This window comes from Mesorhizobium sp. B2-4-14, from assembly GCF_006442155.1.
Classification (GTDB): Bacteria; Pseudomonadota; Alphaproteobacteria; order Rhizobiales; family Rhizobiaceae; genus Mesorhizobium.
Genome location: NZ_VFVA01000022.1, coordinates 26,781 through 40,088 on the forward strand (window position 1 = coordinate 26,781; position 13,308 = coordinate 40,088).

Below are 13,308 nucleotides of genomic sequence, written 5' to 3' on the forward strand. Positions count from 1 at the left end.
CGCGGCCATGAAACAACTCCTCTTGCTTCGCCATGCCAAATCGAGCTGGGACGACCCTGATCTCGATGATTTCGACCGGCCCGTGGCGGATCGCGGGTTGAAGGCCGCCCGATTGATGGGCCGCGAGCTTGCGGCGCGCGACTGGCTGCCGGAATTGGCGCTGGTATCGCCGGCGCTGCGCACCCGCGACACCTGGCGGCTGGTGGCGGCAGAGTTGCCCGTGCACCCGCGGGTGGCGTTCGCCGAAGCGCTCTACGAAGCTTCAGCAGCCGATATTCTGGGCCAGATTCGTCAAGCCGACCCGTCGAGCGGTTGTCTGGTGGTGGTTGGCCATAATCCAGGCCTGGAGAACCTGGCGAAACAGCTTGCCGCGCCAACGTCGGAGATCAAGGCGCGCAAGAGGCTGGAGGAAAAGTTCCCGACAGCGGCCCTTGGGCGCTTCGTCTTCGAAGGCGACTGGTCTGGCCTGTCGTCGGCGCGGTTGACACATTGCCTGCGCCCGAAGGATCTGAGCTAGACTCCGTCAAGCCTGCTGCACACCGTCTCAAGACGTCAGTTCCCCCAGATGCCCTGGCCCGGTTCCGGCCAGTCGGTGGTGGTCTTCATCTTGGTATCGGCTGCTGCCTTGTGCCCGGCCATATCCGCAGTCTTGACCGCGCCGGTGACGGCATGATCGACGCCAGCCACCGCAGCAAGCGGCTGGTTGGCAGTGTCCGAACCATAATGGTCACTGCCGGCAAAGGCGGCGCCGGCAGCAACGAGGATGGCGGCGATAGCCAGAGCGATCTTGTTCATTTCAATCTCCTGTTTCATTCGTTAGGCGGCGTCTTGGGAGGACGGTTCCGCTGAGGACAAGACCCGAGGCCGTCCGGTTTTATTCCTCAAAATGGAAGCTTTTTGGTGCCGAGCGCGAAGACTGGCGCTCAAGACGATACCGGCTGGGCCTCCCTCTTGCGCACAAGAGCGGCGGGCCAAGCCCACCAGACGGTCCTTCAATCTCCCGCATTTGCCTTGCGACGGGATCGATATTATCGCTTGCAGACGCCCGTCAATGGAACGCGATCCGGCTGTGCCGGTCAAAGAGGCGGACGGAATTTCAGCATGAAGTGCTGCCCGGGACAGAGTTAGAGAAATGCGGCTGCTGCTTGTCGAGGACAATCGCGAACTGGCTGATTGGCTGGGCAAGACCTTGCGTCAGGCAAACTATGTGGTCGACATCGTCCATGACGGCGAGGATGTCGAGCATGCGCTGGCGGCCGGCGACCATGCGCTGGTCATCCTCGACCTTGCGCTGCCGCGCATGAGCGGGCTGGAGGTGCTGCGCATGCTGCGGGCGCGCGGCAACCGGGTGCCGGTGATCGTGCTGACCGCCAACGCCAGCCTCGACGGACGGGTCAAGGGTCTCAACGAAGGCGCCGACGACTATCTGGCCAAACCCTTCCAGATCGAGGAACTCGAAGCGCGCATCCGCGTGCAGTTGCGGCGCGCCAACGACCGGACCGCGCCTGTCGTTGCCTGCGGCGATCTCGTCTTCGACACCAACACGAGGCTGTTTTCACTCGCTGGCGAGACACTGTCACTGACGCCGCGCGAACACGCGGTGCTTGAACAATTGATGGTCAAGGCCGGACGAACCGTGAGCAAGGCCGCCCTGTCGGCGGCGATCTACGATTTCGAGACCGACGCCGACCCCAGCGCCATCGAGATCTATGTGCACCGTGTGCGCAAGAAGCTCGAAGGGTCGCGGGTCCAGATCGCCACCTTGCGCGGCCTCGGCTATCTCTTGCGCCATGAGGATTAAGCGCAATGAAGATTGGGCGTCATGACAATTGGGTGCCATGAGGATTAACAGTCTACGGCTGCAGCTTCTGGCCTGGGTGGTGCTGCCGCTCGCCGGGCTTGCCACCGTCAATCTGTGGACCAGTCACCGCAGCGCCCAGGCGACCGCCGATCTGATCACGGATCGGATGTTGGTCGGGTCGGCACGGATGATCGCCGAGCAGGTGGCCATGACCGACGGGGTACTCAACGCCACGGTGCCGCCGGCAGCGCTTGAAATGTTCGACACTGGCGACCGCGACAGGGTCTACTACCGTGTCGAGACCGCGGGCGGACGGCTGCTGACAGGCTATCCCGGGCTGCCCCAGGCGCCGGGACACCCCAGCATGGAAGCTACCTACCGCGGCCAGGCGCTGCGGCTGCTTACATTCACGCATGCGGTGGTCGGCGCCGGTGCCGATTCGCCGATAACGGTCTCCGTCGGCGTCACGCTTGCCGGCCATGACGCGATGGTGCGGCATCTCTGGTTCAGTGCCTTCGCCCAGCAACTGGCGCTGGTGGCGATTGCCGGCGTCTTCGTGCTGCTCGGCCTGCGGCGTGGACTGGCGCCGCTGATCAGGCTGCGCGACGCCGTGCGTTCGTCGAAACGCAGCGAGCTCGACCCGATCGAAGTCGCCGGCGCGCAGAACGAGATCCGGCCGCTGGTCGAAGCTCTCAACGCTTATATGGAGCGGGTGCGGGCACAGATGGCGGCGCAACGCCGCTTCATCGCCAATGCCGCGCACCAGTTGCGCACGCCGCTGGCGCTGTTGTCGACGCAGGCGAGCTACGCGCTGCGCGAAAACGCCGTCGATGCGCGCCGGGAAGCGCTTGTCGCCCTGCAGGCAAGTGCCGGACGGCTGGCACGGCTGGCCGAACAGCTCTTGACCCTGTCGCGCGCAGAGCCGGGCAGCCGGCGGCCACGCGCCGACCGCATCGACCTGACCGAAGCCGCGCGCCAGGTGCTGGAAACGCACGCGCCAAGGGCCATCGATCGCAACATCGATCTTGGTCTCGATGAAACCGGCGCCGTGCCGGTCATCGGCGACGGCACCATGCTGCGCGAGATGATCGTCAACCTCGTCGACAATGCGCTGCGCTACACACCGGCGGGCGGCACCGTCACCGTCAAGCTCCTCGCCGATGGCGAGGCCGTGCTGACGGTCAGCGACGACGGGCCAGGCATACCCGCCGACGAACGCGACCATGTGTTCGAGCGCTTCTACCGCATCGCTGGGTCAACCGAGGAAGGCAGTGGGCTGGGCCTCGCCATCGTGCGCGAGGTGGTCGAGAATGCCGGCGGCCGCGTCACTCTTGCGGATGGCGCGGCCGGCGGCCTGATGGTCGAGGTGCGGCTGCCGCTGGCAGGCGGCTAGCTAAAAGCAAACCCTGCCCAGTTTGGATCCGCTTACTGCGTTTCGTGCAACGGCTGCGGACGCCATTTCGCCAGCCGGTTCTCAACCATCGTCATCAGGTATTCCGCGCCCAGCGCCACCACCATGATGATGACGATCGCGGCGTACATGCCGGCGGCATCGAACGAACCCTTGGCGATGTTGATCAAGAGCCCGATGCCATAGCGCGACCCGACAAATTCGCCGACGATGGCGCCGATGATGGCGAAGCCGAAGCTGACATGCAGGCTGGCGAAGATCCAGCTCATCGCCGACGGCACGATCACCGAGCGGGTCAGTTGCCAGTCGGAGGCGCCGAGGATGCGGGCATTGGCGATCATCGCGCGATCGGCCTCGCGCACGCCCTGGAAGGCGTTGTGGAAGACGACGAAGAACACCATTACGAAGGCCAGCGCCACCTTCGAGGCAAGGCCGAGACCGAGGATCATGATGAAGATCGGTGCCAGCACGACGCGGGGGATGGAGTTGATCACCTTGATGTAGATGGAAAAGATGTCGGCGGCCATGCGGTTGCGGCCGAGGGCGACGCCGATCAGGATGCCAGCGACCGAGCCGGTCACGAAGCCGAGTACGGACTCTTCCATGGTAACATAGAGATGGTACCAGAGCGGCCCTTCGGACGTGCCTTCCGTCGTCCACGCATAGAGCCTCTGTGCGATCGCGCTCGGCGTGGCATAGAAGAACGGGTCGATCCAGGCCTTGCGCCCGGCGATTTCCCAGGCGGCGAGGAAGGCGATGAGGATGGCAAGGCGCCAGAAGATCACCGTGCGGCGGCGATGCTGCGCCGCCCTGGCGGCGGCGGCTTCGATTTCGGCGTCGGAAGTTCCCGGCCGGAAGCTTCCTGCCCTGATGTCGATGGCGGCATCGGTCATAGTGTCCTCCTTCACGCGGCGGCGCGGGCATAGCTGGTCTCGACCTCTTCCTTGAGATCGGCCCAGATGGTGCGCGAATAGTCGATGAAGCTTTGCTGGTAGCGGATGTCGGCGATAATGCGGGGACGCGGCAGGTCGATCGTGTAGACCGACTTCACCGTCGCCGGCCCGGCGGTCAGCACATAGACCTTGTCGGCCAGTGCGATCGCTTCCTCAAGATCGTGGGTGACGAAGACCACCGATGCCTTGGCGTCGGACCACAGACGCAACAGTTCCTCGTGCATGAGGACACGCGTCTGCACGTCGAGCGCGGAAAAAGGTTCGTCCATCAGCAAGATCTCGGGGCCGTTGATGAAGGTCTGCGCCAGCGCCACGCGCTTGCGCATGCCACCGGAAAGCTGGTGCGGATAGTGGTGCTCGAAGCGCGCCAGACCGACACGTGCCAGCCAGTCGCGCGCGGCCGCCTGGGCCTGCGGTCTCGGCTTGCCGCGAAACAGCGGTCCGGCCATGACATTGTCGATCACCGTGCGCCAGGGAAACAGCGCGTCGGTCTGGAACACGAAGCCGATGCGCGGGTCTATGCCCTTGACGGGCGCGCCCATGACGCGGACCTCGCCGGCGCTTGGAGTCGCCAATCCGGTGATCAGGTTGAGCGTGGTGGATTTTCCGCAACCGGTCGGACCAACGACGGCGACGAACTCGCCGCGCCGGACGCTCATGGTGAAATCCCGCAGCGCCGTGAGCGACTTGCCCGTGGGCGAAAGGAAGCGGCGGCTGACATTGATCAGTTCAATCGCCGGGGTGGTCTGGTCTTGTTCGTTTTCTTGAGGGGCCATCGTGGAGCTCCTGGTTCGAGCAAACGCCACCGCCGGCCATTGCCGCCGGACGCGAAAATTGACGACAGCCGGCGCGATGCCCTGGCATCGCGCCGGCACGGTCCATTACTTGGCGTTTTTGACGAATTCCGTCGTGTAGGTCTTGGACAGGTCGATCTGCTTGCCTTGCAGTTCCTTCTTGAACGCCGAAAGAACGGTCAGCACCGTCTCCGGGCCGCCTTCGGGCATGATCCCGTCGGGGGTGAACATCCCCTTGCCGGCATCAAGGGCCTTCACGTAGGCTTCCTTGTCGCCGACGTAGTAGTCCTTCGGCATCTTGTCGGCGATTTCAGCGCCGCTATGGCTGTTGATGAACTTCTGCGTCTTGACGAAGGCATTCGCCAGCTTCTGCACAACATCCTTGTGGGCATCGACCCACTCGGTTTGCATGTAGAGAGATGCGGCCGGGTATGTGCCGCCGAGCGCGACTTTGGTGCCTTCCATCGTACGCATATCGATAAGGACGCGGGCTTCGCCCGTCTTGAGGAGCCGGGTGATGGTGGGTTCGGTCGTCATGCCGGCTTGGATCTTGTCCTGTTGCATGGCAGCGATGAATGTGTCGCCGGCGCCGACGGGGATCGAGGTGAACTCACCAAGCTTCAAGCCGTTCTTTACCGCCAGATACTCGGTCAGGAAGTTCGTCGACGAGCCGAGGCCGGTGACACCGAGGTTCATGCCCTTGAAATCGGCGGGAGACTTGATTTCGGGATGCTTCGCCGAAACGAGTTCGACCTCGCCCGGAGCCTGGCTGAACTGGACAACGGATTCGACGAACTTTCCCTTTGCCTGCAGGTCGATGCAATGATCGTAGAAACCGACAACCCCTTGCACGGCGCCGGCCAGCATTTCGTTTTCGGCATCGACACCAGCCGGTTCATTCAGCAGTTCGACGTCGAGACCCTCGTCCTTGAAGTAGCCGAGAGCTTCAGTGAGCTTGGCGGGCAGATAAATCTGCTTTTCGTAGCCACCCACCATGATGGAGATCTTTTCGTCAGCCGCCGATGCCACTGTGGCGCCCGTGGCGGTGATGGCAAGCGTCAAGGCGGCTGTGCGCAAGGCGCACTTCGAGATGAAACCGGTCACAAAACTTCCTCCATTTGGGCGACGCGCTGTGAAGCCGCGCCGCATTCCTCCCTCGCCGACCGTCGTGGGCCGGACATGCGGTGACACCGCAAAAACTGTCATGACATGCCCAAGCTTTCAGCTGGCTTTCAGCCACGAGGCAAAAATATTCGCAATTTCATGTCCGGGCGCTCAGCCCCAGCACATCGCGCATGTCGTACTCGCCAGGTGAACGTCCCGCCACCCAGAGTGCAGCGGCAATGGCGCCACGGGCGAACATGACGTGGTCGCCGGCCGCATGCGACAGGGTAACAAGCTCGCCTTCGGCACAGAAACCGACGCTGTGTTCGCCGACAATGCTGCCGCCACGCGTCACCGCAAAACCGATCTCGCCGGCGGGACGCGGGCCGGTGACGCTTCCGCCATCCGGTGGCCCATGCGAGCCAGCGCGCCGGCGATGGCAATCCTGACCGGCGATTGCGCCATGGCCTTCGCCTATTTCCACATGCCGCGCATGCGCGCGCCGATGTCGACGCGCACCTCCGGCCGGGGTGCCCTGCCCTGCGCCGCTTGCACGCCTGGCCACGACATTTGCTGGAACGCACCCAGGATCGAAGCCGGGATGAAGCGGGTGCGCGAGGCGTAGAGATGGCGGTCTCCCCGCGCCGCCTGGCCGTGCGGAAAGAAGCGCTGCGGCATGACCAGGCTGAGATTGTCCTTGGCCCGCGTCATCGCCACGTAGAGCAACCGGCGCTCTTCCTCGATGTCCTCCTTGGTGCCGACACCGAGATCGGCCGGGATACAGCCGTCGACCGTGTTGAGCACAAAGACGTTCTTCCACTCCTGGCCCTTGGCCGAATGGATGGTCGACAGGATCAGATAGTCCTCGTCGCGATGCGGCGGTCCGGCCTGGTCGCTGGTCGCGTCGGGCGGATCGAGTGTCAGCTCGGTCAGGAAACGCTCGCGCGAGGCATAGCCCGACCCGATCTGCTCGAGCTGCAACAGGTCGGCCCGCCGCGTGATCGCATCCTCGTGGATACGCTCCAGATGCGGCTCGTACCAGAGCCTGACCTGTTCGAGATCAGCCGGCCATTTGGCGCCGGCCCGCAGCGCGGAATAAAGCTCAACGAAGCCCGGCCAGTCGTCCGCCGCGCGTTGCGGAGGACGCCATCCCGCCAGGCCCATCGCCTCGTCCAGTGCCGTTGTCATGGTCTCGACGATTTGCCCGGCGGCCGAAGGGCCAATGCCAGGCATGAGCTGCAGCACCCGAAAGCCGGCGACGCGGTCGCGCGGATTTTCGGCGAAGCGCAGCACCGCCAGCACATCCTTGACGTGCGCGGCATCGAGGAACTTCAGGCCCCCGAACTTCACGAAAGGGATGTTGCGCCGCGTCAACTCGATTTCGAGCGGCCCACTGTGGTGCGAGGCGCGAAACAGCACCGCCTGCGATTTCAGCGCCGTGCCGGCCTCGCGCTCTGCCAGGATTGTGTCACAGACGAAATTGGCCTGCTCGACCTCGTCACGCACGCTCACCAGTCTCGGCTTGTCGGCGGATTTACGCTCCGACCACAGGTTCTTGGTGAAGCGTTCCGGAGCCTCGCCAATCACCGCATTGGCGGCTGCGAGAATCGTCTCCGTCGAGCGGTAATTGCGCTCCAGCATGACCACATCGGCGGCCTGCGCGAACTGGCGGGGGAAATCGAGAATATTGCGCACCTCGGCGGCACGGAACGAATAGATCGACTGCGCGTCGTCGCCGACCACTGTCAGCCCGGCGCCGTCGGGCTTCAGCGCCATAAGAATCGAAGCCTGCAGCCGGTTGGTGTCCTGGTATTCATCGACAAGCACATGATCGAAGCGTGCGCCCAGATGCGCCGCGATTTCCGGCTCTGCCGTCATCTGCGCCCAGTAGAGCAGCAGGTCGTCGTAGTCGAGCACGTTTTGCGCCTGTTTGGCCTCGACATAGCCGGCGAACAATTGCTTCAGCTGCTCCGCCCAACCGGCGCACCAGGGAAAGGCGGACCCCAGCACCTCGCCGAGCGGCGTCTGCGCGTTGACGGCGCGCGAGTAGATGGCAAGGCAGGTGCCCTTGGTCGGGAAACGCGCTTCGGTCTTCGAGAAGCCGAGTTCATGGCGCACGAGATTCATCAGATCGGCAGAATCCTCGCGATCATGGATGGTGAAGGCCGGATCAAGCCCGATCTCCAGCGCATAGTCGCGCAACAGCCTTGCACCGATGCCGTGAAAGGTGCCGGCCCAGGTCAGCGCATCGGTGATCACCGCGGCGTCGCGGCCAAGCACCTCGCCGGCGATGCGCTCGACGCGCCTGGCCATTTCCGATGCGGCGCGCCGCGAAAAAGTCATCAGCAGGATGCGGCGCGGGTCGGCGCCCTTGACGATCAGATGAGCGACACGATGCGCCAGGGTGTTGGTCTTGCCGGAGCCGGCGCCGGCAATGACCAAAAGCGGCCCGGCGATCTTGCCGTCACCGTGCTCGACGGCCTGGCGCTGGGCATCGTTCAGCCGGGCGAGATAGGCGGGCTGGGCGGTCGATTCCAGGAAGGGCGAATCACGGGCGGCGAGGTTCATCGCCCATCAAGCATCGTTTCCGCTTTGTTCGCAACATAGAAGCGGGCGTGACGACGGGCTACCGTCTCGGATCGACACCCATCGCCGCCGATTGGCGGCGCAGTGCCTCGCGATCACTTTTTGGCGCCGGCAGCAGCAGCGGATCGACGTTATCGGGCACCTCATCGATTATCTTGCGAGCGAGGCGATAGGCGAGAAAGGCAAAGGTGCCTGCCAGAAGCAAACGAAACATGCAGCGGTTCTCCTTTGATGGAGATCAACCGCAGATATGACGTTTTGTTCCCGACGCGAAATTCGCAACCAAACCGGCACCGCATCGTTGTGAGGCTGGAGGCGATAGCGATGAAAAAGCCAAGATTGGGCCTCGTTCTGGTGGCTTTGATCGGTTTGGCGACTGTCTCGGCCTGCGACAACAAACTGCCGCCGACGAAGGCCCCGGATGCCAGACAAAGCCTTTATGTCCCCGGCAATTCTGTTACCAAAGCAGGCAGTGTCGGCAATTGAGATGATGTTCCGTACAACAAGATTTGGGCCGGAGCATCAAGGCATCGCCGCGATGCACTCCTCGAGGCGTTCAAGGCGGAACTTCGCATTGCGCAATTCATGCCCCGCTTCATGCCGTTGCTGACGGCCTTGGGCTGGGGACGCTGCCGTCAGGTCCCTTTCGAGCTCGGCGATGCGCGCACGAACCTGGAGGGCCTCCTCCTGACGCAACGCCTTTATCCAGCTCCGCCCGCGCATCTGTGTCCTGCAAGCATCCCCGAAAGTCCGTCGCTTCCATGCCAGCAAAACCCTAACTTCCTGCAATGGCGAACATTCTAAATTTAAGGATTGCTAATTTAGCAAGACAAGAGACGCCAGGAAGAAGGCCGGCGCCGCTTGGGAGGTAATCTGATAGCGCCGGCCAGGCGGATATCAGGTCCGCCGCGACACAGAGGCTAGCTGAGTCTTGCCCCTGCGTCATGCGACATCGCGGATTTCCGGCTTTCCCGGGCGTTTTTCCCCGGCAAAAGCGCGCCGAATGTATCCATCACCGTTCAAATCCCAAGCCGTTGCCTGGCGATGGCGACATGGAAATTGGCGCCGAACAACAGCCCCTCATCGTTGAAGTCATAGGTCGGATTGTGCAAAGGCGCCGAGGCCTCGCCATTGCCGAGGAAGACGAAGCAGCCGGGCACGTGATCGAGGAAGCGGGCGAAATCCTCCGACGCCGTCATTGGCTCGCGGGCGACCGCGATACTGCCCGGCTTGAAGACGTTCTTGGCGGCGGCGAAGGCCGCGTCGACCAGTTCGGCATCGTTGCGCAGCGCAACGAACTCTCTGGTATAGTTGACCACGGCGGTGACATTGTAGGCGGCAGCGGTGCCTTCGGCGATGACGCGCATCTGGCGTTCGATCTCGGCACTGACCTCGGGGCGGAAACTGCGCGCGTCGCCGAGGATGCGGGCAAGACCGGGCAGTGCATTGCGAGTGCCGTCGGTAACCAGTTCGGTCACCGAAACGACGGATATGTCGGCAGGGCTCAGGCGACGCGCGACGATGGTCTGCAGATTGACGACCAGTGCACAGGCGGCGACCAGCGTTTCCTGACCCGAATGCGGCCGCGCGGCGTGGCCGCCCACCCCCCTGAGCACGATCTCGAAATTGTCTTCGGCCGACATGACCGGGCCGGCACGGGTCTCGAAATGCCCGACGGGCAGGCCGGGCATATTGTGCAAGCCGAAGATCTCGTCGAAGGGAAACCGCTCCATCAGGCCATCAGCATGGCCAGCGCTCCCCTGCCCCACTCCTCGGCTGGCTGGAAGATGAAGCGTACGGTGCCGTCGAAACCACCCGCCTCGGCCAGCAGTTTTGCCGCGCCAAGAAGCATCGTTGTGTGGCCATCATGGCCGCAGGCGTGCATGGTTCCGGGGTTGCCGGAGCGATATGGCGCGGTGGATTGCTCGGCGATGCGCAGCGCGTCCATGTCGGCCCTCAGCGCGATGGCGCGGTTGCCGCTGCCGCGTTTCAACGTGCCGACGACACCGGTGCCGCCGATCCCCTCGACGACATCGTCCAGGCCGAATTTGCGCAGCTTGGCCGCGACGAAGGCAGCCGTGCGTTTCTCCTCGAAACCGAATTCGGGATGCGCGTGCAGGTCACGCCGCCATCCCGTCATCTCGCGCTTCAGTGTTTCGGGATTAAGTCCAGCCATTTCCTCACCCCTCGAACTCGGCAAGTTCGGTGACCACATCAAGCAGGATATTGGCGCCGGCAACAAGCTCGGCATCGTCGGTGTGCTCGCGAGGATTGTGGCTGATGCCTCCGGCGCTCGGCACGAAGATCATCGCCGCCGGCGCGATGCGCGCGATCATCTGGGCGTCATGGCCCGCGCCCGAGATCATGCGCCTCGAGACAAGCCCGCGCTTCCTTGCGGAGACCTCGATCAGTTCGACGACTTGCCTGTCGAAGACAACGGGCTCGAAGCGCGCCAGCTTTTCGACCGTCACGGTGATGCCGTCGGCGGCGAGTTGTTCCAGAAAGGCCGCCAGCGCCGCCTCCTCCGCCTGCAGGCGCTGCTCGTCGGGATCGCGCAGATCGACGGTGAAGGCAGCGCGTGATGGAATGACATTGATGGCGTTCGGCTCGAAGTGCATCGTGCCGACTGTGGCAACCGTTGCCGAGTTGGAGGCCGCGGCCCGGTCATGCAGGAAGGTGACCACGCGTGCTGCGGCGTATCCGGCGTCGCAGCGCATCGACATCGGCGTGGTGCCGGCATGGTTGGCGACACCATCAATGGTGATGCGCTGCCAGGAGATTCCCTGCAGGCTTTCCACCGCGCCGATCGGAATGCCTTCGCGCTCCAGGACTGGCCCCTGTTCGATATGCAGTTCGACATAGATATGCGGCTTGAGAAAGCCCGGTTCGCGATCGCCGGCATAGCCGATGCGGGCCAGTTCCTGCCCCAGCCTGCTGCCATCGGTGCCGACAGCGGCGAGTGCCGCTTCGACATCGATGCCGCCGGCATAGACCAGCGACCCCATCATATCGGGAGAGAAGCGCACGCCCTCCTCATTGGTGAAGGCGGCGACGGCGAGCGGGCGCGACGGCGAAAGACCCGATGCCTTCAGCGTCTCGATCACCTCCAGCCCGGCAAGCACGCCATAGCAACCGTCATAAATGCCGGCATCGATGACGGTGTCGATATGCGAGCCGATGAGCAGTGGTGCCTTGCCTGCATTGTCGGCACTTTGCCAGATGCCGAAGATGTTGCCGATGCGGTCGATGGCGACATCAAGCCCGGCCTGGCGCAGCCAGCCGACGAAGAGGTCACGGCCCAGCCTGTCCGTGTCGGAGGCGGCCAACCGGATCAGCCTGCCCTCGCCGTCGCGACCAACAGCGCCCAATTCACGGATGCGACCAAGCAGGCGCGGTGCATCGATCGCGATCATGGCGTTGCCTCGGCAGCCAGCTTGCCGGCCAGCACGTTGGCCGGGCTCGTGCCGACCAGTTCGGCATAACGTTGCGGGTCGGTGGCGCCCTCGGTGTTGATCACCAGGACGCGGGAGTTGCCGTCGAGCCCGAGAACCATCTTGTTTTCGGCCACCGCCCGCATCACTCCGGCGAGGCCGACGCCACCGCTTTCACCGGCGACGATCGACGGATCGCTGCCGGCCGGCCGTGCCAGCCGGCGCATCACCGCGATGGCGTCATCCTCATCCACGGTCATGAAGGCGTCGGCGGTGCGTGCCAGCACGCGCCAGGCGACTTGCGAGGCTTCATAGCATTCAAGCATGGCCATCACCGTCGGCCGGTCGTGCGCCACCTTGACCACGCGCCCTGCCTGGGCAGCCGCGACAACGCAAGCGGCGCACGCCGGCTCGACCACGGTGAAAATCGGCCTGGCGCCGCCGAGCACGATGGCCAGATGGCCGGCCACCGCGGCGGCAATGCCGCCGACACCCGCCTGGACGAAAACGTGGGTTGGCGGTTCCCGGAGCTGGCGCAGCGCTTCGCGCACGATCGCGGTATAGCCTTGCATCACCAGGCCGGGGATGCGCTCATAGCCCGGCCACGACGTATCCGACACCACGGTCCAGCCTCTGTCGGCCGCGACCTTCGCGGCTTGCCTGACCGAATCGTCATAATTTCCATCGACACGGACCATCTCCGCACCGTAGCGGGCTATTGCCGCAATCCGCTCCTGGCTGACACCGGAATGGACAAAGATCACGGCCTTGGCACCGGCAAGCTCAGCACCTTGCGCGACGGAGCGGCCGTGATTGCCGTCTGTGGCACAGGCAACCGTCATCGTCGCGGCGACAGCGCGAACATCGGGTCGATCGAGATCACCGACATCGACAGGGCGGCCAAGCCGCTTCTCCGCCTCCTCCAGCACAAGGCGGAAGACGGCATAGGCACCACCCAGCGCCTTGAAGCTGCCAAGGCCGAGACGAAAGCCCTCATCCTTGACATGCAAGGCACCGAGGCCGAGTTCGGCAGCCAGCGCCGGCAGCGCGTGCAGCGGCGTTGTCAGGTGATTGTCGCGATGAGCAAGAAAATGCTCGACGATGTCCGCCCCGGCAACCCCAAGCGTTTCGGCATCGGCGGCGATGAGTGGCTGGCGGTGCAAGGCATTGCAGTTGAGCAGGAACACTGGCGCTCTCCTTTGGCGGTTCTCGAGAATATATTGCAGGA

General features: G+C 63.9%; 12 protein-coding genes and 2 pseudogenes. 4 read left to right on the forward strand and 10 right to left on the reverse strand.

The genetic code is table 11. The annotated features are described in order from the left end of the window. Positions 1-7: 7 nt before the first annotated feature. Positions 8-517, forward strand: a complete 510-nt coding sequence (locus FJ938_RS19110) for a histidine phosphatase family protein (protein WP_140696298.1) — start codon at positions 8-10, stop codon at positions 515-517. A gap of 35 nt (positions 518-552) precedes the next feature. Here FJ938_RS19110 and FJ938_RS19115 read toward each other — a convergent pair whose 3' ends face one another. Continuing rightward, positions 553-795 carry a DUF680 domain-containing protein gene (locus tag FJ938_RS19115; RefSeq protein WP_140610793.1) on the reverse strand — a complete coding sequence of 81 codons (243 nt, stop codon included), beginning with the start codon at positions 793-795 and terminating at the stop codon, positions 553-555. A gap of 337 nt (positions 796-1,132) precedes the next feature. On the opposite strand from FJ938_RS19115, the gene FJ938_RS19120 reads away from it, so the two are divergent. After that, on the forward strand, positions 1,133-1,801 hold the full coding sequence (locus FJ938_RS19120; RefSeq protein ID WP_140610794.1) for a response regulator: 669 nt from the start codon (positions 1,133-1,135) through the stop codon (positions 1,799-1,801). A 37-nt stretch (positions 1,802-1,838) separates the two neighbouring features. Next, on the forward strand, positions 1,839-3,194 hold the full coding sequence (locus tag FJ938_RS19125) for a sensor histidine kinase (RefSeq protein WP_140696301.1): 1,356 nt from the start codon (positions 1,839-1,841) through the stop codon (positions 3,192-3,194). Between the two features lie 32 nt (positions 3,195-3,226). Here FJ938_RS19125 and FJ938_RS19130 read toward each other — a convergent pair whose 3' ends face one another. The 6 genes and pseudogenes from FJ938_RS19130 to FJ938_RS29560 all read right to left on the reverse strand — a co-directional run bounded on the left by FJ938_RS19130 (position 3,227) and on the right by FJ938_RS29560 (position 8,863). Then, on the reverse strand, positions 3,227-4,105 hold the full coding sequence (locus FJ938_RS19130; RefSeq protein WP_140696304.1) for an ABC transporter permease: 879 nt from the start codon (positions 4,103-4,105) through the stop codon (positions 3,227-3,229). Between the two features lie 11 nt (positions 4,106-4,116). Next, positions 4,117-4,941: an ABC transporter ATP-binding protein gene (locus FJ938_RS19135; protein ID WP_140696307.1), complete on the reverse strand. Its 825-nt coding sequence runs from the start codon at positions 4,939-4,941 to the stop codon at positions 4,117-4,119. A 105-nt stretch (positions 4,942-5,046) separates the two neighbouring features. Then, entirely contained in the window at positions 5,047-6,051 is a 1,005-nt protein-coding gene (locus FJ938_RS19140) for an ABC transporter substrate-binding protein (protein ID WP_246671544.1), read from the reverse strand. 169 nt (positions 6,052-6,220) lie between these two features. After that, a pseudogene (locus FJ938_RS19145) lies at positions 6,221-6,469 on the reverse strand (dihydrodipicolinate reductase C-terminal domain-containing protein); the annotation flags it as partial. A gap of 68 nt (positions 6,470-6,537) precedes the next feature. Continuing rightward, positions 6,538-8,631, reverse strand: coding sequence for an ATP-dependent helicase (locus tag FJ938_RS19150; protein WP_140696310.1), 2,094 nt, complete (start codon positions 8,629-8,631; stop codon positions 6,538-6,540). A gap of 58 nt (positions 8,632-8,689) precedes the next feature. Beyond that, complete coding sequence (locus FJ938_RS29560; RefSeq protein WP_181165651.1) at positions 8,690-8,863, reverse strand: hypothetical protein; 174 nt, start codon at positions 8,861-8,863, stop codon at positions 8,690-8,692. A 110-nt stretch (positions 8,864-8,973) separates the two neighbouring features. Between FJ938_RS29560 and FJ938_RS29565 the strand changes: the two genes are divergently transcribed. After that, positions 8,974-9,135, forward strand: coding sequence for a hypothetical protein (locus FJ938_RS29565; protein ID WP_181168876.1), 162 nt, complete (start codon positions 8,974-8,976; stop codon positions 9,133-9,135). A 533-nt stretch (positions 9,136-9,668) separates the two neighbouring features. Here the strand turns inward: FJ938_RS29565 and FJ938_RS19160 are convergent. The 3 genes and pseudogenes from FJ938_RS19160 to FJ938_RS19170 form a co-directional block, all read right to left on the reverse strand. Further along, positions 9,669-10,825 (reverse strand): annotated as a pseudogene (locus FJ938_RS19160) (M20 aminoacylase family protein). Positions 10,826-10,829: 4 nt separating this feature from the next. Further along, entirely contained in the window at positions 10,830-12,062 is a 1,233-nt protein-coding gene (locus tag FJ938_RS19165) for a Zn-dependent hydrolase (protein ID WP_140696316.1), read from the reverse strand. Then, a complete protein-coding gene (locus FJ938_RS19170; RefSeq protein WP_140696319.1) occupies positions 12,059-13,267 on the reverse strand; it encodes a diaminopropionate ammonia-lyase in 1,209 nt (402 codons plus the stop codon). The genes FJ938_RS19165 and FJ938_RS19170 overlap by 4 nt, the downstream gene beginning before the upstream one ends. Positions 13,268-13,308: the final 41 nt, after the last annotated feature.